24 protein-coding genes and 1 pseudogene are annotated in these 23151 nt (G+C 44.4%); 9 read left to right on the forward strand and 16 right to left on the reverse strand.

Annotated elements, in window-relative coordinates; all coding sequences use genetic code 11:
• Nucleotides 1–265 precede the first annotated feature (265 nt).
• A complete protein-coding gene (locus MSSIT_RS04270; protein ID WP_048170303.1) occupies nucleotides 266–712 on the reverse strand; it encodes a hypothetical protein in 447 nt (148 codons plus the stop codon).
• A 24-nt stretch (nucleotides 713–736) separates the two neighbouring features.
• Nucleotides 737–1222: a hypothetical protein gene (locus MSSIT_RS04275; protein WP_048170305.1), complete on the reverse strand. Its 486-nt coding sequence runs from the start codon at nucleotides 1220–1222 to the stop codon at nucleotides 737–739.
• 577 nt (nucleotides 1223–1799) lie between these two features.
• Between MSSIT_RS04275 and hisH the strand changes: the two genes are divergently transcribed.
• Complete coding sequence (gene hisH, locus MSSIT_RS04280; protein WP_048170307.1) at nucleotides 1800–2408, forward strand: imidazole glycerol phosphate synthase subunit HisH; 609 nt, start codon at nucleotides 1800–1802, stop codon at nucleotides 2406–2408.
• A gap of 194 nt (nucleotides 2409–2602) precedes the next feature.
• Nucleotides 2603–3937, forward strand: coding sequence for an AIR synthase-related protein (locus MSSIT_RS04285; RefSeq protein WP_048170309.1), 1335 nt, complete (start codon nucleotides 2603–2605; stop codon nucleotides 3935–3937).
• A gap of 57 nt (nucleotides 3938–3994) precedes the next feature.
• Here the strand turns inward: MSSIT_RS04285 and MSSIT_RS04290 are convergent, their stop codons facing one another.
• Nucleotides 3995–5299 carry an NfeD family protein gene (locus tag MSSIT_RS04290; protein WP_048170310.1) on the reverse strand — a complete coding sequence of 435 codons (1305 nt, stop codon included), beginning with the start codon at nucleotides 5297–5299 and terminating at the stop codon, nucleotides 3995–3997.
• A 69-nt stretch (nucleotides 5300–5368) separates the two neighbouring features.
• A complete protein-coding gene (locus MSSIT_RS04295; RefSeq protein WP_048170312.1) occupies nucleotides 5369–6169 on the reverse strand; it encodes a slipin family protein in 801 nt (266 codons plus the stop codon).
• A gap of 563 nt (nucleotides 6170–6732) precedes the next feature.
• Here MSSIT_RS04295 and MSSIT_RS04300 point away from each other — a divergent pair.
• Complete coding sequence (locus tag MSSIT_RS04300) at nucleotides 6733–8865, forward strand: DHH family phosphoesterase (protein ID WP_048170314.1); 2133 nt, start codon at nucleotides 6733–6735, stop codon at nucleotides 8863–8865.
• A gap of 57 nt (nucleotides 8866–8922) precedes the next feature.
• Here the strand turns inward: MSSIT_RS04300 and MSSIT_RS04305 are convergent, their stop codons facing one another.
• The 3 genes from MSSIT_RS04305 to MSSIT_RS04315 all read right to left on the reverse strand — a co-directional run bounded on the left by MSSIT_RS04305 (nucleotide 8923) and on the right by MSSIT_RS04315 (nucleotide 10817).
• On the reverse strand, nucleotides 8923–9360 hold the full coding sequence (locus MSSIT_RS04305) for a GNAT family N-acetyltransferase (protein WP_048170316.1): 438 nt from the start codon (nucleotides 9358–9360) through the stop codon (nucleotides 8923–8925).
• A gap of 169 nt (nucleotides 9361–9529) precedes the next feature.
• Nucleotides 9530–10144: an orotate phosphoribosyltransferase-like protein gene (locus tag MSSIT_RS04310; protein WP_048170317.1), complete on the reverse strand. Its 615-nt coding sequence runs from the start codon at nucleotides 10142–10144 to the stop codon at nucleotides 9530–9532.
• A 166-nt stretch (nucleotides 10145–10310) separates the two neighbouring features.
• Nucleotides 10311–10817 carry an NOB1 family endonuclease gene (locus MSSIT_RS04315; protein ID WP_048174497.1) on the reverse strand — a complete coding sequence of 169 codons (507 nt, stop codon included), beginning with the start codon at nucleotides 10815–10817 and terminating at the stop codon, nucleotides 10311–10313.
• A gap of 493 nt (nucleotides 10818–11310) precedes the next feature.
• Between MSSIT_RS04315 and MSSIT_RS04320 the strand changes: the two genes are divergently transcribed.
• Nucleotides 11311–11946, forward strand: coding sequence for an IS110 family transposase (locus tag MSSIT_RS04320; RefSeq protein WP_048170319.1), 636 nt, complete (start codon nucleotides 11311–11313; stop codon nucleotides 11944–11946).
• Nucleotides 11903–12493 carry an IS110 family transposase gene (locus MSSIT_RS04325; protein ID WP_048170321.1) on the forward strand — a complete coding sequence of 197 codons (591 nt, stop codon included), beginning with the start codon at nucleotides 11903–11905 and terminating at the stop codon, nucleotides 12491–12493. The genes MSSIT_RS04320 and MSSIT_RS04325 overlap by 44 nt, the downstream gene beginning before the upstream one ends.
• A gap of 600 nt (nucleotides 12494–13093) precedes the next feature.
• Here the strand turns inward: MSSIT_RS04325 and MSSIT_RS04330 are convergent.
• A complete protein-coding gene (locus MSSIT_RS04330) occupies nucleotides 13094–13780 on the reverse strand; it encodes a DUF169 domain-containing protein (RefSeq protein ID WP_048170323.1) in 687 nt (228 codons plus the stop codon).
• A 248-nt stretch (nucleotides 13781–14028) separates the two neighbouring features.
• Nucleotides 14029–14355, reverse strand: a complete 327-nt coding sequence (locus tag MSSIT_RS04335) for a DUF6951 family protein (RefSeq protein WP_048170325.1) — start codon at nucleotides 14353–14355, stop codon at nucleotides 14029–14031.
• Nucleotides 14356–14903: 548 nt separating this feature from the next.
• On the opposite strand from MSSIT_RS04335, the gene MSSIT_RS04340 reads away from it, so the two are divergent.
• The 3 genes from MSSIT_RS04340 to MSSIT_RS04350 all read left to right on the forward strand — a co-directional run bounded on the left by MSSIT_RS04340 (nucleotide 14904) and on the right by MSSIT_RS04350 (nucleotide 17107).
• Nucleotides 14904–15281 (forward strand): 30S ribosomal protein S8e, encoded by a 378-nt coding sequence (locus MSSIT_RS04340; RefSeq protein ID WP_048170327.1) that lies wholly within the window; start codon nucleotides 14904–14906, stop codon nucleotides 15279–15281.
• A 71-nt stretch (nucleotides 15282–15352) separates the two neighbouring features.
• Entirely contained in the window at nucleotides 15353–15844 is a 492-nt protein-coding gene (locus MSSIT_RS04345) for an Lrp/AsnC family transcriptional regulator (protein ID WP_048174498.1), read from the forward strand.
• A gap of 81 nt (nucleotides 15845–15925) precedes the next feature.
• Nucleotides 15926–17107 carry an aminotransferase class I/II-fold pyridoxal phosphate-dependent enzyme gene (locus MSSIT_RS04350; protein ID WP_048170329.1) on the forward strand — a complete coding sequence of 394 codons (1182 nt, stop codon included), beginning with the start codon at nucleotides 15926–15928 and terminating at the stop codon, nucleotides 17105–17107.
• A 48-nt stretch (nucleotides 17108–17155) separates the two neighbouring features.
• Here the strand turns inward: MSSIT_RS04350 and MSSIT_RS04355 are convergent, their stop codons facing one another.
• Entirely contained in the window at nucleotides 17156–17557 is a 402-nt protein-coding gene (locus tag MSSIT_RS04355; protein WP_048170331.1) for a helix-turn-helix domain-containing protein, read from the reverse strand.
• Nucleotides 17558–17956: 399 nt separating this feature from the next.
• Here MSSIT_RS04355 and MSSIT_RS04360 point away from each other — a divergent pair, with 399 nt between their 5' ends.
• Nucleotides 17957–18640 (forward strand): DUF5591 domain-containing protein, encoded by a 684-nt coding sequence (locus tag MSSIT_RS04360; protein ID WP_048170334.1) that lies wholly within the window; start codon nucleotides 17957–17959, stop codon nucleotides 18638–18640.
• Nucleotides 18641–18899: 259 nt separating this feature from the next.
• On the opposite strand, the pseudogene MSSIT_RS22850 reads toward MSSIT_RS04360, so the two are convergent.
• The 6 genes and pseudogenes from MSSIT_RS22850 to cobS form a co-directional block, all read right to left on the reverse strand.
• Nucleotides 18900–19181: pseudogene (locus MSSIT_RS22850) on the reverse strand (hypothetical protein); the annotation flags it as partial.
• A gap of 333 nt (nucleotides 19182–19514) precedes the next feature.
• The gene (locus MSSIT_RS04370; protein ID WP_315968696.1) at nucleotides 19515–19880 is read right to left on the reverse strand and encodes a hypothetical protein; all 366 of its coding nucleotides are present in this window, start codon (nucleotides 19878–19880) and stop codon (nucleotides 19515–19517) included.
• 115 nt (nucleotides 19881–19995) lie between these two features.
• On the reverse strand, nucleotides 19996–20958 hold the full coding sequence (locus MSSIT_RS04375) for a SufB/SufD family protein (protein ID WP_048170339.1): 963 nt from the start codon (nucleotides 20956–20958) through the stop codon (nucleotides 19996–19998).
• 3 nt (nucleotides 20959–20961) lie between these two features.
• On the reverse strand, nucleotides 20962–21669 hold the full coding sequence (locus tag MSSIT_RS04380; protein ID WP_048170341.1) for an ATP-binding cassette domain-containing protein: 708 nt from the start codon (nucleotides 21667–21669) through the stop codon (nucleotides 20962–20964).
• A gap of 45 nt (nucleotides 21670–21714) precedes the next feature.
• Nucleotides 21715–22326, reverse strand: a complete 612-nt coding sequence (locus tag MSSIT_RS04385) for an NTP transferase domain-containing protein (RefSeq protein WP_048170343.1) — start codon at nucleotides 22324–22326, stop codon at nucleotides 21715–21717.
• Nucleotides 22311–23147, reverse strand: coding sequence for an adenosylcobinamide-GDP ribazoletransferase (cobS, locus tag MSSIT_RS04390; protein WP_048170346.1), 837 nt, complete (start codon nucleotides 23145–23147; stop codon nucleotides 22311–22313). The genes MSSIT_RS04385 and cobS overlap by 16 nt, the downstream gene beginning before the upstream one ends.
• Nucleotides 23148–23151: the final 4 nt, after the last annotated feature.

Below are 23151 nucleotides of genomic sequence, written 5' to 3' on the forward strand. Positions count from 1 at the left end.
AGTTGAATCAGTTGTTGAAAAATTCATCATATTTTTAAGAGGGGGGTCGAAATGTAAAATTAAGGAAATTTGTGGTTAATATACTGGAGTAACTAGATTGCAATAAACCAGAATATTTTTTCCGATATCCTAAAAAACCGGTATACTTCTGCGGAGGTTTCATGATGTTTTTCGGGTTGTGGTTTACAGTTAAAATAGTATTTGCAGCGATTCTTTTTACTATTAAAAATGCATCGGTGTTTGGAATCCAGATTTATTGTGAAGCTTAACGCCTCGTTACCTTCAGAAAATATTCCTCGCTATAATCCCTATACCCCGTTTTCATTACTTTTACTTCAACGTACCCTTCGGACTTTCCGTCAGGAAGCTCCGGATTTAGAATCTTTATTATTACATTTCCATTGGAATCCGTAATGCCTGAATATGCTTTCTTTCTGTCCGGACTCCAGACAATCACGTTAGCTGCTCCAATTCCGCGGTTTTCCCTGTCAAGCACGCTTATTTGCAGACTAAAGTTGAAATCCCCTTCTGATGAGAATGAAACTGTGCTTATATTTGTTGTTGCATACATGGGCTCATCAGGGGCCGGGGCAGCCGTAAGAGCTGAGAGAATCGCATAAAACCCGACAAAACCAACGATTGAAAGAACTACAATCCTTATTGGAAGCCCTAAAGTTCCTGCTTCATTTTCTTTCAAGTTTTCAGGCAGCATATGCGGTTTCTCTCCAGTTCCGCATTATCGGGTTTTGATAATCATAACTGCATCTTTTCTCTCGTAATCATAGAAACCGTCTGCCAGGATTTTCAGGTCCATTGTCCCTTCATTCTGGTTCGGGTTAAGCCTTACCAGTGCATTTTCCGGCGTTGTCAGTACGGTCATCCCGTTAATGTCAGTCGTGTTCGATGCTGCCCCGCCGAGGCCGCTGAGGACAACATTTGCATATCGCACCGGGTTACCGTCATTATCTGTTACCTTTATTACTGCTGATACGGCAAATGGGTTTTCTGCAACAGCAGCGCTTACTATTATAGAGTTACCCTGCTGAATGCTTCCTCCTTCTAGTGCCGTCCCTTCAACAAAGACTGACATGTCCTTCGTAGGAGTCGGTATTATTGTAATAAGCGCTGCAAGGGCCACCATCCCGACAACGAGCATAACCACGATATTGATTGGCAATTCCATTGCTTTCTCATCATTTCTGAATAACTGAAATCCCTTCATATTTTACCCCCCTCGTTGAAACTCTGTAAAATTACTTCGTTATCGTTCAACATTCTATGAATATTCAATCATTCTATTTATAACTTCTCAATATTTTGTCAAATATGCTCATTTGTAGTCAAATTGTTGTATAATTTTTAACTAAATCAATATCTTTATATATTACTTTTTGCTATACACTACCCACTATCGTATAACCAGCCTTATTGACTGCTAGGAAGGGGAAACAGCTAGTTGACTCAAGAATGTTCTGATGAGCCAAGTGAATCGGACCATAGACGTAGTTTTTTGTGTCTTTTCGGACTGCATGACTGGAAACGAAAAAGCGGAGCGCTCTGCTGCATGCCAACAGTACGCGAAAAACGTTATGAATGTGTACGCTGTGGCAAGTACAAGGTGATTTTTGAACAGGAGAAAAGACCCTGTAATCTTTCTGCGGATAGATACTGACCTGAAATTCCTATTTTATATTTTCAGGTATTTTTTTCTCATTTTTTTCCTTTTCTCATTTTTTCCCACGTTTTGTAAAATCTTTGTTCGTAAGCTTAATCTATTTTAACTTTGTTTGTTAAGGACTATGAAAAGAATCGTAATTATCGATTACGGGCTTGGAAATCTGAGAAGTGTTCAAAAAGGGCTTGAACATGTTGAGGCAAGTCCCGCAATCTCAGGGAACCCCGAGGAGATCCTGGCAGCTGATGGGCTCATCCTCCCCGGGGTTGGTGCTTTTATAGATGCAATGAAATGTCTGATCCCGCTCAAAGGGGTTATCGCAGAATTTGCTGACTCCGGAAAACCAATGCTCGGGATCTGTCTCGGGCAGCAGGTTCTGATGAGCTCTTCCGAAGAAGGCGGGCTGACCGGCGGGCTTGACCTCGTCCAGGGCAGCGTGCTCCGCTTTCCGAAGTCCGAACTGAAAGTGCCCCACATGGGCTGGAACAATATCAGGATCAAACAGGACCACCCTCTGTTTAAAGACATCCCTGACGGTTCTTTCGTATACTTCGTACACTCCTATTATGTGGACACAGCTGCGGAAAACACCCTTGCATCATGCGAATACGGGCTGGATTTTTCAGCTTCGGTCGTAAACTCAAAAGGAAATGTTATGGGTACCCAGTTCCACCCCGAGAAAAGTGGAGCCACAGGGCTTAGGATTCTGAAAAACTTCGTTGAAATGTGTTAAGATCTCTTAAAATACGTATCTACAGGCACTCCGGCTTTACAGCTAAACCTTTATTCTCGTTTTTCGGCGGTTAAGTTCGACATCCGGGGTATTTCTAATTTGAATTAAATCCAGAAATTAATGCTTTAATTCCCTAATTATCCTGCCCTGCTTCTTTTGGAGCAGTGGCAGATATCTGCAAGAGGATGGTTACAATGGATATAGAAGGCTATGCAAAACGGGCTCTCAGGAAAGACCCTTCAAATGAAGCCGGGCTTGAGGCACAGCTTGCTTCGCGAATTCTTGAAATCAAGAACATAAACCAGGCAAGGGCCCATGAGATTGCGGCTGCAGTTATTTGTGAAGCAAAAGCAACTCTTCATACGGAAGGGGATGTATTAAGCCCCACTCTCTCAGGGGTTTCCATGGGGGAGTTCGGAGTAGGTTCAAGGGGCACAGGGGACTTTTACGTTCATTCCAAGCTGGGAGAGGTCATAGGCCAGACCGGGGCAATAGTTGACAGCGCCCAGCTTGATGACTCGGGGGTTATAAAAATAGGGGACGAATACCTGGTTGTTACAATTGACGGCCTCCACTCCCGCCTGAGTGATTTTCCCTTCCTTTCGGGTTTTCATGTCGCAAGAGCAGCCCTGCGTGATGTATATTCAATGGGGTCCCGCCCTCTTGCTATGCTTTCCGATATCCATGTCGCAGACGACGGAGATGTGGCAAAAATCTTTGACCACATTGCGGGAATCACCACGGTTTCTGAACTTACCGGAATTCCTCTCATTACCGGAAGCACTCTCCGGATAGGCGGAGACATGGTCATAGGTGAAAGGATGACAGGAGGCGTAGGGGCTGTTGGCATTACGTCTTCTCTTACTTCCCGCAACCAGACCCGACCGGGAGACCTGGTCCTTATGACCGAAGGCGCGGGAGGAGGTACGGTTTCCACAACTGCCCTATATTACGGGATGCATGACGTGGTGGAAGAGACCATTAATATCCGTTTTCTGGAAGCCTGCGAAGCTCTCCTGCAGTCCGGCCTGTACAAAAAAGTCCACTCCATGACCGACGTCACAAACGGTGGAATCCGCGGAGATGCCCGGGAAATCTCAAAGACGGCAAAAGTAAAAATGGTATTTGAAGAAGAAAAAATGAGATCTCTTGTGAACGCAAAGGTGCTTTCCATGCTTGAGGCCCTTAAAATCGACTATCTGGGTGTATCTCTCGATGCCCTGCTGGTTATTGCCCCTCCGGAATACGCCGAAGAAATTCTTAACACAGTTCGGGCGGCCGGGGTTGAGATTGATATCATAGGGCGTGTGGAAGAAGGAATCGGGGCTGAAATTATTGTCAATGGAGAGACCAGGGACTTTGCGCCCAGGTTCAGAGAATCTGCCTATACTCCCGTCAAAAAAGTTCACGGAGAAGAGAATCCGCGTGATTTCGAGGAGATGAGAAATGCAATTGACAGGGCAGCCGAAGAAGCTATAAATAAAAAGCAGAGGGTTCTTGAAAAAATAAAAGCCAAAAAGAAAAGTTAAAACCGTTAAAATATCCGGAAAAATAACTCTAGAAAAAGAAAAAGCAGAAAGGAAATGTTATATTTTTCTTTTTACCAGCAACATTTCCATCTTTTTTCCTGTAATTTCAACTTCTTCTTCAGCACCTATTTCTTCTTCGGCCCTGGCTTGCCAGTATTCTCCTTTATAGCGAACAAAACCCGGATTTTGCGGGCCTATCGGGTCTATTGTTCGGGCAGTATCTCCGATAATGGCTCCGATAACGGGCTTTTTCGTCCTCGTTTCGGCGACTTTATATATTGCAAATACCAGAAAAATTCCGAAAACGATTGTAGGAGCAACAATTGTCAGAATCATAAGTCTTCTGAACTCCGGTGTGTAAATATTCTCACTTCCCAGTGGCACAAGGAAGATGCTTCCTGCCACCAGGCAGATAAGTCCGGCAAGCCCGAATATTCCGAACCCCGGGGAATTAAGTTCCAGGATAAGAAGCCCTATTCCGACGATGATCAGGAAGAATGCTGCTATGTTGATGTCAAAGCCGGTACCTATTAGCCCGAGCACAATTGCAATAACTCCAAAAATTTCGGCTCCGGCCCCGGGGTTTGATATTCCGAAGATGATCCCATAAAGCCCTATGGTCAGAAGAAGGGAAGATAGAATTGGGTTTGAAATGAGTGTCAGGAAGGAAAGAGGAAGGGGAGGTTTGTAGGTTTCTATTGTTGCATTTGCGGTATGCAATTCTCTACCTTTTACAATTTCCCCATCAACCTGGTTCAGCAAATTCGGAACGGAAGTGGCTATGTATTCGATTACTCCTTCTTCCAGGGCTTCTTCAGCGTTCAGGTTTCGGTTCTCGGTAATTACTTCTTCTGCAAAAGTTTCATTCCTCCCGTGTTTTCTTGCCGTCTCAGTCGAGAATTTAACGAGAGCATTTATTGTTTTTTCATCCTCTACAGGTACTGTCCCTTCCGCGGACACCTTCACCGGCTGGGCCGATCCTATCACTGTAAAGGGAGCCATTGCGGCAATATCGGTTCCCATAAGGATGAGTGTTCCTGCAGACCAGGCTTTTCCGCTTTCAGGAACGTACCCAATAACAGGCACGGTCGTGTTCTCTATTGCCTTTATGATTATTTGAGTCTCTTCCAGCCCTCCTCCTGGGGTGTCCAGAGTAATTACGAGAGCTTCATAGTTCCCGCTCTCAGCGTCTTGTATTGCATCATCTATCAAATTATCGGAAGCCGGGGTAATAGCTCCGTTTATTTCAAGCACAAGCACTCTATCTTCGGCTGCTGCCCCTGCCGGAGGTGCAAGAAAAACCGTGAAGGTCATGCAGAGACAAAAAATAAAGAGAGAGCAGGAAACCCATTTCATTTGCATAATTAATGATCCTTTCTTGCCTTTACATTCTTTTCGGGTTTTTATTTCCTTTTAATGTTCTTTTCGGACTTATTGTTCTTTCTTTCCGGGCATAAACTGCGAATTTCCGGACACAGCCTTAGAAAGAGCGGCTATGTTTCCGGTTTCAAGGGTCTGAGATTGTTGTGTAACCACGATCAGGTTTTTCTCCCTGGAAATCTCGGCAAGGGTCTGCAACTCTCTTAGCTTGATGGCAGTCGGAACCCCCTGGTAAAGAATTGCAGCATCTTTCATCTTTTCAGCAGCCTGATATTCTCCTTCGGCAAGGATGATCCTGGCACGTTTTTCTCTTTCGGCCTCAGCCTGTTTTGCAATTGCTCTCTTCATAGTTTCAGGTAGAGCCACATCCCGGATAGTCACACCGGTAACCTTGATCCCCCAAGGATCGGTATAAGTGTCCAGTAGCTCCTGAATCTGCTTATTGATGTTCTCTCTTTCCGAAAGCAGTTCGTCCAGCTCCATCTGGCCCAGCACGTCTCTAAGTGTGGTCTGGGAGAGGGTTGAAGTTGCAAACATATAGTTTTCGACCTGTGTAATTGCAGCCCCCGGCTCTACTACCTTGTAGTAAACAACGGCGTCCACTTCGACCGTGACGTTGTCCCGCGTGATAACGGCCTGTTTGGGGACATCGATTGCAACAACTCTCAGGTCTATTTTCAGGGCTCTATCAACGAAAGGAATAATTAGGAACAGTCCTGGTCCCTTTACGCCACTGAGGCGACCCAACCTGAAAATTACAACTCTTTCATACTCATTCACCATTTTTATGGACTGTGAAAATATTAATATCACAATTATTAATACAGGAAGCAATAATTCAATACCAACCATAATTTTATGCCCTCCTATCCATTAATTTTTAAACCTGGTTTAATATTAATTAATTGTTCTTTATTGAGAACTTTTACTAAAAAACTTCTGCAAAGTAAATAAAGTAAACAGTCATAAGTTAATTTTTATATTCTGTCATCTATTTGAAATATCTGTGGATCTATATAAGTTCTTACTATAGGTCTCTATTCTGATTTTTCATGGGCTGCAGTCCCTGCCTTTGAATCTCTTAATAGTATGAAAGTGATGGATAGCGCCTCAAAAATCCGAAGTTTGACCTCTTCAAACGCTGTGCAAAATTACCTGCTGACAAATACTTATATCTGGCATACAGAAGATATTGGACTGAAATACAGGAACTTTGCAGGCGGATACCGAGTTAGATAGGCGCTGATTACCGGGCCGATAAAGGTTATACCGTTGCCAGTAGACTGAAATGTTAGTCACAGGCATAATACAGTCTAAAGCATAATATTCTGTGAGTTTAAAGTGAACTTTTTTACTCCATAAAATCGTGAGAGTAAGAAAACGCAGGTTCGGAAGGACCACTGGTGTTGATATTAATGAGTAAGGAATGTCCAGACTGCCACGGACGTGGCTATGAGGTTATTTCAACTGAAGTCTGCCCTTTGTGTAAGGGAAAAGGCAAGTCAAAGTCAGTTGATTTCATGAAAATTTCAGAAAAAGATATTGACAGTTTCTTGAAAAATGGTGCAGTATGCGAGAAATGCAAAGGTAAGGGAAGTATTGAAGTTACCAGACCCTGTGAAGCCTGCGAAGGGCTTGGAAAGATTTATACCTGCAAAGTTTGTGGGGTAAGAATTCATGATCCGCAGGAGGCAGAGAACGAGATCTGCAGTTCCTGTGCACGTTCCCAGCACGTTTACGCTCTGGATGAATCCTGCGACCTTAAAGATGTGGAAGCAGGAAAACTTTACCACGGCATAGTGAGCAGCATCGCTTCTTTCGGGGTCTTTGTGGACCTGAACCCTCACGTGAGAGGGCTTATGCATTCCAGTAACGTTGGGGTCCCTCCAGAAGTCGGGGAGGCTGTAATCGTCCTGGTGAAAAGTATCAAAGCCGGAGGAAAACTGGACCTAATCCCGAAGACGCTAACAAAGTACGAGACTATCGAGCTTGAAAAAGAGCTCCCACTTAAGAATTCCTCCGAAATAGATACCAGCATGAAGGGCAGGCTCATCCGGATCGAAGGAGAGGTAATCCAGGTTAAGCAGACAAGCGGGCCTACCATCTTCACCATCAGCGATGAAGGAGGCTTTATTCCCTGCGCGGCTTTCGAGAGTGCCGGGAAACGGTCCTATCCCCACATCGATGTAGGGATGATCGTATCGATTACCGGAGAGGTGACTCCGAGGGACGAGCAGGTCCAGATTGAAGTCATGAGCATGAAACTGCTGACCGGTGAAAAGGAAGCTGCTGTCAAGTTCAGGGTCGAGAAGGTGATTGAGGAAAAAGCAGCGCCTGCTGATATTCCTTTCCTTGTCGAAAGTGCCGTTATGGAGAGACTCAAACCCAGGATGCTCCATGTCGCCAAGGAAATCAAAAAAGCAATATTCCATTCAACACCCATTATCCTCAGGCACCATGCCGATGCTGACGGGATCACTTCAGCAATTGCCATTGAAAGAGCAATCCTTCCCTTGATTACGGAAATAGGTGGGGCAGATGCGGAATACTATTTCTACAAACGGGCTCCTTCCAAAGCTCCTTTTTATGAGCTAGCGGATGTTACAAGGGATATTTCCTTTGCACTTGAGGATTATGCCAGGCACGGGCAGAAGATGCCTCTCGTGATCCTGGTGGACAACGGCTCAACCGAAGAAGACGTACCCTCAATGCGGCAGGCCAGGGTCTACGGCATAGATATGCTTGTCGTTGACCATCACCACCCGGACGACATTGTTGACCAGTACCTTATAGGGCACGCAAACCCTGCTCATGTGGGAGGCGACTTCGGGGTTACTGCAGGCATGCTCTGCGCGGAAGTCGCCCGGATGATTAATCCCGGTATCAGCGATACCATAAAGCACCTTCCGGCGGTTTCGGCAGTAGGAGACCGTTCTGAGGCTCCTGAGGCCGAAAGGTATATCTCGCTTGTCTCGGATCGTTATACCCTTGAGGAATTGAAAAATATGGCCCTTGCTCTTGATTATGAGCAGTTCTGGCTTAAATTCAGCAGTGGAAAGGGGATTATTGACGATATACTGGATCTGGGAGACCATAAAGTCCATAAAAATCTGGTCTCCCTGCTTTGCGAACAGGCAAACACCATGATAAAGGAGCAGCTTGAGACCTGCCTCTTTAATGTCAAGTCCCATAAACTGGCAAACGGCGCCATCATGAATGTGATCGATGTCGAAAACTATGCCCAGAAGTTTACCTTTCCTCCACCAGGCAAAACCTCCGGAGAAGTGCACGACGTGCTCTGCAAGAGAAACCCGGACAAGCCCGTGGTTACAATTGGATACGGTCCGGACTTTGCAGTCATCCGCTCAAAAGGTGTACTGATGAACATCCCTCGTATTGTCAGAGAGCTCCATGAGGAAATGAAAGGAGCCGGAGTCAGCGGTGGTGGACACCTTGTTGTGGGCAGCATTAAGTTTGTAGAAGGGATGAGAACCGAGGTATTGTCAAAGCTTGCCGAAAAGATAGCATCTACGGAAGTTGAGCATTAAATAGGCTTTAATAGGCCTTTTTTCATCCTCTCTTCCTTCTCTACTCCTGAATCCTTTTTAAGTAAGTTCGAATTCCCCCAGTTGCATTCCCGGAGCCTCATTCGGACGGATAAAAAAGCCATGTTTTTCGTAGAACCGGGCTTTTTCGGGAGCCGCAAATAACCAGACTCTCCTGATATTTGATTTCTGGCACTTTTTAACTAGCCGGGTTAATATCTCAGTTCCGATTCCCCTATTCTGGTGGTCTGGCATCACTATTATGTCACAGATCAACGCGTAAAGGGCACCGTCCGAAAGCAAGCGCCCGACACCGGCAATGTTTCCGTCCTGATATGCGGTTGTCCAGTACCAGGTGTTCTCAAAGACCTTCTTCAGGTCATCTTCGGAAATTTCCAGGATTTGCGTCCAGCCTGTACTTGAGAATAATCGGGAATACTCCTGCCAGGTGGGAGGACTTTCTTTGTATACTGTTTCTAAAGGAACCTTGTCTTTCATCCATTACCCCCTAATCATTCCGAACACTGTTTTGTCCCGTATATTTTTGATGCCCGTGGCTAATTCATTCTGGATCTCTTTAAAAATAGGTAAATTTTGGGAAAGCTTTCTTCTGGAAAGGCTTTCCTTGTAAGTAAATTGTTTCTACTTTCGGTCCTTGTTTTATCTGTCAGTCCACGCGCACGATTCTTACAAGGGACTGGATAGGGACATTGGCAATCGTATCTGCGCCTTTTTTGTCCACGAGAACAGCTACAACTCTGGGTTTTGCGCCCATTTCTCGCAGCTGCTCAATTACTTCCATAGTGGTGGAACCGGTTGTAATAACGTCGTCCACGATTACACAGTTCTTACCCGCAACGCTTCCGAAGTTTCTGCTGATGGTCCCTTTCTGGCCTGGCTGGACAACATCCTGTCCTTTCCGGGAATGATAGAGGGCAAAGTCTGCTCCCAGTTCGTTTGCCATCATGCTTGCCAGGGGGATTCCACTTGCGGCAACGCCTACTACCACATCTACCTCTGCGTTTGTCTTTTCGAGGGTTTCAAGCACCATGTCGCAGAGTGCAAGTGAGATATAGTGGAGCCTTGTAGCGCTTTTCCCTATGCTGCTCCAGTTTACGGAAATGTCTTTCGGAGCTGGGACTGCTACTTCTTTTTTTGAGCGGGTTAAAAGCCATGTAACCGTTTCTCTTGAGACATTAAGCTCATCGGCAATCTGGCCGGTGACAAGTCCGTTGTTCTGCAGTTCCACAGCTTTCTGAATCAGATCTTCTATATTCTTCATGCCTCCATTCCCACCTGAAATTTTTTTGTCTGGCGGTATTTCCGGCCGATTTCTGCAGTTCTTCTTACGAATACTGCCTGGAATTACTGCCTGAAAAATTTTAATTCAAGGTTATCTTTTCTCAGTTAAAGACATTATTACACTATCAAGCGTTATATCTTTTTCTTCAGCTTTCCTTATGACTCTTGCTTTTAAGTCTTTTTTTTCTCTTTTTTTTCAGAGGTGAACCGCAAATCGGGCATTCTTCCCCTTTTTCAAAGGTTTTTTTACAACCAATACACTGCTTTTGCCAGATAAGTACATCCTTTATCTTTTTCTGGGCAACCGGTTTGACCTGAATCCCCAACTGTACGGCAACATTCTGGACTGCATAATCATCCGTGAGCAGTACAGCCTTCTCCCTGTGCTCAAGTGCTTTTGCAAGAATTTCCAGATCTGTTTTTGAAAGCTCTTCTGAGTCCCGGGTCTGTTCAGCTTTTTCCCGAACCTCTTTTTCCATTTCCGGTTCTGGCCATTCCACCCTCAGCCCTTCCTCTTTTGCAAGGTCAAAACGGAGCACGGAATCCTTGCTTTTCAACTCGTCCACAACCGAAGGGACGGTAATAAGCAACGAATTGTCCACGTTGCAGTTTCCCATTATAAAGACTGCCGAGTCTGCTATGTAAGAGGTCATTTTTCTTCTCTTCTCTCTTTTGGTATAATAATCCATTGTTGCCCGAGTTTCGCTTCCCGAGTTTCGCTTCGGGAGCACGAGGTCTGTTTCACTCGCTTCGCTCGCTCAAGCAGACTAATTCAGACTAATTTATGGATTTTTAAGTGATTTGGCATGAAAGTGTTTTAATTACTTTCATTTCTTTGTGCCTGTAATTCGAAGGATTTCATGCCCGTTTTTGTTCAAGAGGACTCGTATAAATGATAATTGCAGCATACTTTTATTGCTGCATTTTCATAAAAACAAACGTAGGCTGGGAGGGTAGTTATTAGGACTTACGGCATTGTCCGGCTATCTTAGACTACCACCCTCACTCCTACGGCTCTCCGGCAATTTAACATGTTACAGCTCTGTGCTCACAGAGTCTGGCGATTTTCCACGAGCTTACGATCTGTAGAGAGCAGACCCATATTTGGTCTCCAGCCTATAAAATCGTATTGTGGGGGATCAAAAAATGTATTTGAACATCGGTATTGATATCGCTAAGGATGCTCATGAAGCCTGTATTTTGGACGATGAGGGTAAACAGATTGGAAGGTATATCCAAATCAAGAATTTAAAAAGCAGTATCGAGAAATTCATAGAACGTGTGGAATCAGTATCTAATAGATTAAATTCAATTCCTCGGATTGGAATGGAAGCTACGGGAATATACTGGTATGCCATATATTCGGAACTTTCAAAACACTATGAAATTCATGCCTACAATCCTTCTCAGGTAAAGGGGTTTGCAGCGGTCAACATTAGGGGATCAAAAACCGATAAAATCGATGCAAAAACAATTGCTGCGATACTTCCATTTGGGGAGGCGCCAAAAACCTGTTATGGCGATAAAAAAAGAATGGAATTGAAAGAATACTGTGGATTCCATTTCAAGTTGAAATCAAATGTGGCTAATCTAAAGAAGCGGTTAATACGTAACGTACATCTTATCTTTCCCCGATATGACCAGATGTTTTCCAGCATATTCACTAAAACATCTATAGCCATTCTAAATGAAGTACAAAGACCCTCAGATATGCTTGGAATGGGAGAGGAAAAGCTCTATGAGTTTTATGAAAAAAACGAGCAGAAATCATTACAGTCCTGAGAAAACAAGAAAACTCTTAGAAATGGCGAAAGATTCAATTTCTCCTGACTTTATTGAGGAGGCTTTATTATTTGAGGTCAAGTCCTTGCTTAACGTGATTGAATACATGGAAAGCCAGATAAAAGAAGTGGAAACCAGGATTTTGGCTGCTTGGGAAACGTTGAAGGATAAGCATTACCTTCAGACAATTCCTGGAATTAGTGATTTAATGGCGGCTATGATCTGGGCGGAACTTGGAGACGTGGAGAACTTTCAACATCCAGACCAGATAGTCGCTTTTGCAGGATATGATCCAAAAGTAAAAAAGTCTGGGAACAAGGAAGTTATTTCAGGACCTAACAAAAGAGGATCAAGATTGTTAAGATGGGTTTTGGGGAGAGCTGTTGTGCAAGCAAAGATGCATAATCCGGTGATAAAGCAGTATTTCATGAAGAAAATAAGTGAGGGGAAACACTACAATACTGCACTTTGTGCGGCAGCTAAAAAGATGATAAGGATTATTTGGTCGGTAGAAAAGAATAAAAAACCTTTCCAAGTCCCGACATAAAGTAACCTGGTAGGAGAGGAGAGATGAGGAAAAGGATTGAATAACGGTAGTGGTGGCTATAGATTTTTGTTGATAGATGTAAAAAAGGAAGAACGATTTGTAGGTTTAGAGGAAACAAAACAACCTTATTAGACGTCTTCACGGAAATTTACCGCGCTTACAGCGCGGCTTTTTCATAATGGAGTTATCTTGATTAAAAAATGGAATGTAAAAAATCATTTATAACATGTCTACTATCATATGGGCACTTAATTCTACTCAAGAAGGCCTGAGATGATTTATTCAATCTATTTTACAGTCCAGCGCGAACGTTTTCTTTTAATTTGTGCATGGCTTTTTATGGTGACAGAGGCTTGAGTGGTCAGGTGTGAGCATTATTTTCGGAACTAAAACAGGCTGGTTGGATCTGCAGAAAAATCGGTTGTAAGGGTGGTTATTGAGGAAAGCGGAAGAAAAAAATAGTTCTCAAATATGACACGGCAAACAATTGTATCTGTTATGTCATATCTGATCAGGACTCGCCCCATAAAGGCTTGCTCTATAATTAGGGGCTTGGGGCATGGAGGAATTTATGTCTTAATTTAAGCTGAGGATTTTGCTTTAATTGGGGCAGATTTCCCGGAGTCCGGCCGCGAGGTCAGGGAGGAATCCGATTGGGATACCCATTGTCATTTCATCATCTGAAATCTCGGTGTATAGCCTGCTGCCACTGCAGCCTACTGTAACTCCTATTTCACCCTGTTTAGCCTGCACCACACCGTCGGAACAGAGGCTCTGTTTGCCTACGAAACTGACGTCAAGCCTGCCTCCGGTTTTGTACATATAAGCCTGGGTGAGCAGCATTACTTGCTTCGGGTTGCAGATGACAAGTACGACATCCGGCATGAATGTGGTCTTCTCAAGGGGCGAATACAGGATAGCCTCTGTAGTGTCAGGAGCCAGGGTCGGGACCATATCAATTGTGAGCTTTGCAGCTTCCTGGGTGCTGAACTGCTTTAGACCTTTGTAATAAAATTCTCCACTTGCGACTTTAGGGGGCATAGTTCCGAGGCCCATGACAGCTGCTCCGCCTTTGCACATCTGGTCCTCTCCTAGAGTGTATAATTCCTCTCCGCTTTTTCTCACGCGATCTACGAACTGGCAGTGTCTCATGGTCGCATCTGCTTTCTTAATCCCTTCGGGAATTTCTTCTCCCTTTGGAACCAGTTTTACTGCAACCGGGGAGGTATCGAGTTTAAGGCATTCGACCATTTCCAGTCCGATATTGTTGATCTCTTTTAAATCCATTTTCATAACTCCTAGTGTATTTTTTGAAAGGAATCCTGTAAGAAATAGACATATATTACTTACTTATCGTATATGTATGTTTGTTGAGTTTTGACTAAATTATACACAACCCTATTTGATATAAATATTCACGAGTTCTGATCCTTAATGGAGGTTTTTGGCAGTACTCTTTATTTTTTATCAAGTTTCTATTTTTAACTTCCTAACTTTATCAGAAAAAAGAGTAAATTGGGAAAATTAAAAAATGTTCACTCAAGTTTGTCAAAAATGATCTCCATTTTTCCCATTTCCCTGGCAAGGTTTTTAGAAATCATGCCGTTTTCGAGCCAGCAGGCATTCATTATTGCAGCCGGCACGAGGCAGGTGGGAGTGAGAGGTGCTTCAGCCATTTTCTGGGCAAGCAGGGTTTCAGGGCCGCCCATAAGGTCCTTCATGCCCATATCGAAATGTGTGCCCCATTTCCTGAGTTTTTCGCAGGTTGTTTTTATATGCACGTGCGTGTTTTTGCCTTCTTTCGTGGCAATAATTTTTGTTGTGTGTCCACATATGGTATTGAGTGAAAGTTCAGTAACCATTGTTTATATCTCCTGTAATCTGTATGCTCGTCCGGAAGCTGAAGGACTTTCAATGTATTGTTGGAGATGAGATTCTCATTTTGTCTGTACCTTAACCTGTTCTCGTCTTTTATTTTTATTAAATTCTACATATATATTTTTCTGTATCCTGCGTATTGAATCTCTTTTTTGCAGGGGCTTTATTTTCTTCATATGCTTCTTTTTCAGCTTCGGCCTCCTTTAGCAGGTTTTATCTTGAAGTAAAAGGCTTTTCCTGCGGCATGATCGCAAAGTTCTTATACATCTCTATTCGTATTGCTAAGTCCATAGCAAATATGCTAGTTAGGGTACTCCTGTTAATACATTAATATATTAGCAGAGCAATTAAGCTACTGACAGGTATGCTTATGCCCTGAAAAGGATCACCAAGATCAGGATTACGGGATATTTACTATCTGGATCATTTAAGGTTCCGTCAAAATCAGCTTATGTAGCATTGAAATTAACATTAACTTGATTAAATTTAGTTAAATCTGATTAAATTTCAATAAAATAATGAGGTTTTAATAATGAGATGGCAAGGCAGCTCAAGAAGAAAAGCTACCGGCGGGAAAGTTATTGCTGCCCGCGGAAAGCGCAAGTTTGAAATGGGTCGCGAATCTGCGGAAACCCGTATCAGCGAAATAAAAAGAAAGAACGTTCCTACTATGGGCGGCAACAGGAAAGTAAGGCTTCTCCAGTCCAATGTTGCAAACGTGACCAATCCTAAGGACGGAAAGACAGTTACCGCACCCATTGAGACCGTAATTGACAACACTGCAAACAAGCACTATGTCAGGCGTAATATTCTGACAAAAGGTTCCGTTATAAGGACTCCCATGGGCACTGCCAGAGTTACAAGCAGACCCGGACAGGACGGAGTTGTAAACGCTATATTAATTGAGTAATTGAAGAGAGCCTTGACCCCATATCAGGGGTTCTGTGCCCATTTTCCCTAAACTTTGTGCCGGTGATCAGCATGGACGAAATGATTCGACATATACTGGAAGTTCTTGAGAATGATGCCCGAGCAAGTCCGGAAGAAATTGCAGCCCTTACAGGAATGTCTGCACATGAAGTTTCCCAGACGATTGCAAAGCTTGAAGAAACAGGGGTTATCCGGCACTACAAGACTATAGTTGATTGGGACCTGATCGGGGAAAACTATGTTTACGCCGTAATTGAGTTGAAGGTCACTCTCGAGCGTAATCAGGGCTACCAGGCAATTGCAGAAAGGATCTATAAGTTCCCGGAAGTCAGGTCTGTCAGGCTTCTGTCCGGGGACTACGATATCTCCCTTACCGTCAGGGGGAAGTCAATGAAGGATGTGGCTTTTTTTGTGGCAGAAAAAATCGCTACCCTTGACCAGGTTCAGAGTACGGCCACACATTTCGTGCTGAAGACCTATAAAGAAGACGGAGTAATCCTTCACGAACCGGAGTCTATTAAGAGGTTACCGGTCTCGTTTTAATGTGAAACCGTTTAAGGTCCGATCCACCTTATCCCGTTTTACATCTATCTAATTCACATAATTTTTTACAGAGGTGTTTGCTTGAGACCTCCATGCGATCCTTCAAAATTCGTTGCGGAAGCTGTAAAGAGTATCCCTCCGTCAGGAATACGTCGTTTTTTCGATCTGGTTTCCGAACTTGAGGATATTATCTCCCTGGGTGTAGGAGAACCCGATTTCATTACTCCCTGGCATATCCGTGAGATGTGTATCCACTCGCTCGAAAAAGGGCAGACTTCATATACCTCAAACTACGGACTTCCGGAACTCAGAGACGAACTTGCAAGAACCTATTACAAACGCTACGGTCTGGACTACAACCCGGGATCCGAAATCCTTGTCACCACGGGAGTAAGCGAAGCGCTTGACATAGCAATCAGGGCCGTGATCAATCCCGGCGAAGAGGTAATTGTGGTTCAGCCCTCATACGTGGCATACATCCCTTCTGTGATTCTGGCAGGAGGGAAGCCTGTTATTGTTTCTACTCACAGGGACGACGATTTCAGCCTTACTGCAGAAGCTCTGAAACCTGCAATTTCCAGCAAAACGAAGGCAATCGTCCTTAATTTCCCAAACAACCCAACTGGCGCAATCATGGAACAGGAGGGAATGGAGGATATCGCTGACCTTGTTGTTGAGAACGATTTATTTGTTATCTCAGACGAGGTTTACGAATGCCTGACTTATGGAGGCAACCATGTTCCTTTCTCATCGCTTGAAGGTATGAAGGAAAGGACTGTCATGCTGAACGGCTTTTCCAAAGCTTATGCAATGACAGGGCTTAGACTGGGCTTTGCAATGGGAGCTCAGGATATTATCCATTCTATGATGATGATCCACCAGTACTCCATGCTCTGTGCGCCCATTACTGCTCAGGTAGGCGCAATTGAAGCCCTGCGCAATGGTAATGAAGAAATGGAGCGGATGATCCGGGAATATGACCGGCGCAGGCGTTTCATCGTAAAAGGGTTTAACAGCATAGGGCTTGAATGCTGCAACCCCAGAGGCGCTTTTTATGCTTTCCCTTATGTGGGGGATACGGGCCTATCCTCTTCTGACTTTGCGGAACGTCTCCTGCAGGAAAAGAAGGTTGTTACAATTCCCGGAGATGTTTTTGGAGAAGCAGGTGAAGGTTTCCTGCGGTGCGCTTATGCGGCGTCTCTTGATGACATAAAAAAAGCAATCGAGAGAATGGGAGATTTTGTAGAAGAGTTAAAACAGTGAATCTGGCCGAACCTTATTCGGTCTGACTTTTACTTTAAATTTCTATCTTCAGTTTTCCTCATCGTCCATACGCATGACGAGAGCGCTTACTTTGTCATCCATTTTTTCGATCAGCTCGTTCATCTGGCTGTACCATTCGTCAACGTTTTTCTTTACCATCTGTTTCATTTCCTGGGGTTCGATAGCTACATATTCGTAGTAGTAACCCCCACTGTTAATGGATCGTGTTTCCCTGTAAACTATTCCACAGGCTATAAGGTTCTGCAGGGAACGGTATGCGGTGCTTCTTTCCCTGTTGAGTATCTCTCCCAATTTTTCTGCGGTCAGGGGACCATGCATGAGTAGAGCTTTGTATGCATCGATGTCAAGGGACTTCAGCCCGAGTACACATTTTACCATGTCTTCGCATCTGAAGCTTGCTCTGATCATCTCGTGAATAGAATTCGCCATAAAACCACTATTTGGTGACGGTTCACCCTATTTTTTAAAATTTCTTTTGAGCTTTGAGGATACCGGCCGGCACGTTAGGAAATTATCTAAGGCGGATTAAGGATGCTCATAAAAAAGAAAACCCTTTACCGGTTTCCGAACTGCTTTTTAAAAGCATATTTCCCAATTGTGTTAAGTATAATTATGTGTTATTATACTACCAATATTGGTGAATATATTTATAAACTTATTTATTTCTCTTAAACTCAATTTTTTTTGTCCGTTAATATCTGTTCAGTATATCTGCTAAGTATTCCATTATATCCTTTCTGGCTGTTTTCAAAAAAATAACAACTATAAGGGAAAGCTGCTTAGTTAATTTTATATATAATTTCCCGACTCAATAGGCTCTGAGGTCTTATGAAGCCCATTATCCCCGAAGAGGAACGTTCCAAAGAGCCTCTCGATACCGAGAGAATAATTTACCATCCTGATATGGTAAGAGCCAATGACTGGGTTATCAATGAGTATGAAGCTCCTTTAAGGGAGCTATGTATTTTCGTTCCCTGCGCCAAGAGAAAGCCTTACCATGAAAGCCCTTCTCATAAAAAATTTGACCGGATAATTTTCGGGCTCGTAAATCCAGAGGGCGTACATATAGTGACCTTCGGGACCTGCGGGATCGCCCCCCGGGAACTTGATACCGAGTACCCTTTCATGAACTACACTTTCATGATGGGAAAATGTAATGTAACGAAAATCAAGAGAGATTTCATAAAAATAGAAAGTGAAAGGATTGCTGCCTATCTTGAAAAGACAAGGGCAAACTACAGGCATAGGATAGCCTATTGTATCGGGGATTTTCGGACTGCAATGGAAAAAGCCCTGGAGATGGTGGACATTAAAGTGGATATTGTCCCGAGGGAATCAACCATTCAGAGGATGATCCAGCCCAACAAACCCTTCATTTATAACAGTCTCTCCTCTAAAGAGTACCTGCAGGACTTCTCCGATGCAATCACTGATGCTTTCGGGCTTCCCAGGCGGGAAGTCGGCTTAAAGGAAGACATTTCCGTGGACGACACTGACTGGTATGTCCTGTAATCCGGTTTCGAATTTCATCAGTTTCGATTCTTCTTATTTCAAATTTCGCCGTTTTCAAATTCTTCTGATCTCTTCAGAACCGAGAGACAAAGGTTCTTGCCTGCCAGAGGGCAATAACTGCAAGGATCAGGATGAGAACCATCCACATTATTTCCGCTGCCGGGATAAAGGAATTAGCCCGGTATGCATTGTAAGCTTCCATAGCGGCTGCCGTTTGTACCATATTTTTTCCTCTTTCCCTCCTTATACGTACCTTATGCAGGCGTCCGATCACCGGGTAGAGAAGGCCCGAAACGGCTGCGAACGCTCCGCCAATAAAGTCCATGGCCATAAATGAGCCGAGAATTGCTATGGTTCCTCCGAAGATCGAGGCCAGGAAGAACCACTTGGAACAGGGATGAAATTCCTTAAGTGTCCGGCCCAGTTCTCCGAATTTTCCAAGCACTCCATTCCAGAGCATGAGAGCCAGCATAACTGTAAGTGCATTATATGGGGTAATCAGGGCCGCGGTTACAACCAGAGACACCGCATCTCCCCTGGAATCCCGTGAAATATCTTATTTTTCCTGATTTATTTTTCAATTTTAATATATTTCCTATGAATATATTAATTTCATTTTAAAAATTATTTCTATATCTTCTATCTTTTTGGAAAATAGTGGCATATGCAGGAAAGAAAAATATACAGGAAAGAAAAGCCGGGGTTTAAACAAAGTCGGAAATTTAAATAGAGTCGGGGAATAAAATATACGCCTGTAAGGTTCCGGATAGAATAAGTTTCTGAAAGAGGACCAGACTGCTTAATATTGACTACGTGCCGGCAAGAAACCTGCAAAAATTTCGGTACAAATAGGTGAGTTTTGTCTGCAGCCAGTTCAGTCGTCTTCAAGTCCCGAGTTCTCCCCAACTGAGAGCATAAGTTCTCCGTAGAGCAGTTTCTCAAGAGTTTCGGCAACGTATTTTCTTTGCTGGTATTTCTGGATGTCTTCATGCATCCTTATATCCGAATCGACCTGGACCCTGAGCAGGGCAAAATGAAAAGCTTTTTCGTTCTTTATCTGCGCAGTATGAAAGGTTTCCAGCAGGTAAGGAAGTTTTTTCGGGTCTTCGATGGCTTCACTTAAAAGCAACATTTCTTCTGGAATATCCATCGTATGTAAACTTATATCCTTTTTTCCGGTAATAAGCTGCAGGTTTCTTTCCGAATACCTTTTCTCAGAGATGATTATTTCACCACCCACACTTTCCACCTCCATCCATTGTTGAGATCTCTAAATCTTCCTGATAAATTGTTTGATTGGCTGAAAATCCATTACAAAACGTTTGATTTGAATAAAAATGGATAGAATGCAGTTTTTAAGCCAGCATTCCCTTTACTATGATATCTATTGCATCGTCCTCTTCAAGTCCGCGGGCCATAAGGGTTTCGACTTCCTTTTTGTCCACACAGCCGATAGCAGCTTCATGCGTGACCTTGGCAAGAGGATTGTCCACCCTGACGATCGGTACAGCTTCAGCTTTTGCATTGCCCTGGATGACCTCCATACAGTCAACGTGTCCGCGAGCTCTGGGGGCATGTCCTTCGGTTATTCCCCTGAATACGGACTCTGCATTGTCGGTTATGGCAATCCGGCTTTTTATGACGCTGCGTGCGTTTTCTCCATTAAGAGCGATCTTTTCAAGGACTTTTATTTTGTCGTCCGCTTTTCCGTAGACCTTGGTGACCATCTCGCAGATCGAGTCTTTTTCGGCGTCCACGTCGTAATCGAATTCCAGGTACCCTACCCTTCCGGAGATAAGGGAAAAGTTCGTGTAATAGCTGCCCCCTTCTTCTATTTTTATGTGGGCTTTCGGGAGTACCTGAATTCCGCCGTGAGGGCCGTGGAAATGGGTCTCGGTGTATTTCAGGGATGCGTTCTTTCCGATAAGCATCTCAGCATCCATTTTATGGATAACCTTTTCAGCGTTCGGGAAGGTGCAGTGGGCGATAAGTTCCACAGCCGAGTCTTCTTCGGCTACGAAGTCCATATTGATTTCCTGCACTCCGTCTTTAGGGACCAGTCCGAAGCAGAGGTGGACAGGCAGGGGGATTTTATATCCTTTTTTGATGGTTAGTTTTATGTCCACACCGTGTTCGGTTTCTTTCTTCTCAAGCACTACACCTTCGGTCGCATTTGCACTGAGCACTTTGTTCCCGCTTATCACAAGACTTGAAAGCCCGTGGTTATGCAGGACTGAAGCGTCCCCTCCTGCTGCTGTGTAGGCCGAGGTTATGTCTTCTGCTTCTCTGGAAAGCGTATTCAATGTAACCTGAGTCATTTTTCAGACCACCTTCGGTGGTGATACCCGGCTGTCACAGGGTATGCATCTGTTTTTGAAAAATTCGCTTATCTCTATGGGGTCCCCGCTCCTGAGGATTACCCCTTCGCACATCAGGGATGCTTTATCCGAGGCGGCAGCAATTTCTTCCCTGTGTGTAATTACGAGTACTGAAGAGCCGTTTTCTTTGAGCGCCCGGATCAGGGAGACAATTTCTTTTAAGGAGACCACGTCAATTCCGGAGTCCGGCTCGTCAAGGATTGCAAGTTTCGGCCTCATGGTGATGATGGAGGCAAGCTCTATTCGCTTCCTTTCGCCCCCGCTCAGCGCCTCGCCTACTTCTCTGTCAATGTATTTTTCAGGTTTCAGATCAACTTTCCAGAGGGCTTCTTTTATCTCCTCTTCCGTAATGCCGCCATTGCCTCTTGCCCCTATTGCAAGGTAATCCCTGACTTTCAGCCCTTCAAAGCGGGCGGGTTCCTGCCAGGCAAGGGTTATGCCTTTTCTTGCGCGTTCGGTTATCGAAAGTACGGCAACATCTTCGCCGTCAAAAAAGATATCGCCTTCCTCATGCTCATAGCCCTGGAGCCCCATCAGGGTATAGGCAAGTGTACTTTTCCCCGCGCCATTTGCGCCGATGATGCTGTGGATCTCACGGTCTCCTACTTCGAGGTTTACTCCACGCAGAATTTTTTTTCCATCACGGCTCAATATCAGGTTTTTTAAGGATAGAATCTATGACACCTCTAGCAAATTTTAGTTTGAGCACTGCAGCAAGTCTTTGCAGCGTTGCAGGTCTTTAACGGTATTTATGTTTATTGCTAGTCTGGGATTATCAAGTATCAGATTAAAGTCTTCCTGTTCGTTTCGGATTTGAGAACTGTCAAGGATATTTATTCCCGCAGGCACGATAAGTTTTCCATCCTTGTTGAATACGGTGTCCGGCCTGGTCCCTGCTCCCTTACAGACATTGAGCGGGACATAAACGGAAAGTGCCGGCTTTCCTTCTTCCCTGTATTTCTTGATTACCGATTCAATAAGTTCGGAGTCGATCAGGGGTAGGTCGGACATGATAATCATAACGGGGCCCGTCGTCGCTGAAGTCTCCACTGCATGGATCATGTCTCCCACATAGTTCCCGCCAAAGGTCCTTATTACCTGGACCTCACCTTTATAGCGTTCCTGGATCATTATTTCGGTCTTCGGGGTAACGGGGGAGACCGCTACGAAAACATTGTCTATACTTTTTGTTGATCTGAGGGTATCAATCACATAGGAAATAAGTGGCTTTCCGAGCAGTTCAACACAGGGCTTTTCCCCCATTCCAAGCCTCTGTCCGAACCCTCCGGCCATTACAATAGCGTCCATTCCAGACCTCCAGTATTTAATGAAAGTTTGAGGATAACTGCAATAATTATCAGGGCAGTTATCCTTCCAATCTCGTTAGCCGTTCCGATTCCGTCGCCGTTCAGGCCTCCAAAGTGGGCATAGCTCCTGTTAAGGAGTACGAGAGCCGAGATGCATGCTGCCAGGTAGGGAATCAGCCCTATCAGTCCGAAGGGTAGGAAGCATACAAACGCTCCGAAAATAAATCCTATCAGGAAGTTTTTTCGGGTTGCTCCGTTTATTGTCATTTCCCCGAGGCCGGGATATGCCTGATTTTCCGGTCGTGGGAGTGGTTTTCCAAAAGCTGCAATTGTTAGCATGGACTGTTTGGCGCTGACTTCCGCTATAAACATGGATGCGAACATAAGAAGCGGAAGGTTGGAACCAAAGGCGGTAATGCCTTCGTCCTGAACCGATCTTATGGATCCGTAAAGGGCGAGAAGTACAAGCATGCCGAAAGCAACTCCTCCTGTTCCGAGGGTTGTGTCTTTTAAAGCCTTGATTTTTTTCTCAAGGGACCCGTGGGCCATAAAGCCGTCTCCCATGTCAGTGACCCCGTCAAGATGGTTAAACCCTGTAAAGTAATATACAGACCCCATGATAAGAGCTGCCAGGACGGGACCCGGGATAATCAATTGTCCTATGTATGCAATTGCCCCAATGAGGAGCCCGAGTACGGCTCCCACGACAGGGTAAAAGTAGATTTTTTTCATGAGTTCGTCGATCCCTTCCATGCTGATTCCAACAGGGATCGTGGTAAGGAAACCAAAACCCGACTTGAGCGCAAGTAAGTATGAATTCATTATT

Source organism: Methanosarcina siciliae T4/M (assembly GCF_000970085.1).
Lineage (GTDB): Archaea > Halobacteriota > Methanosarcinia > Methanosarcinales > Methanosarcinaceae > Methanosarcina > Methanosarcina siciliae.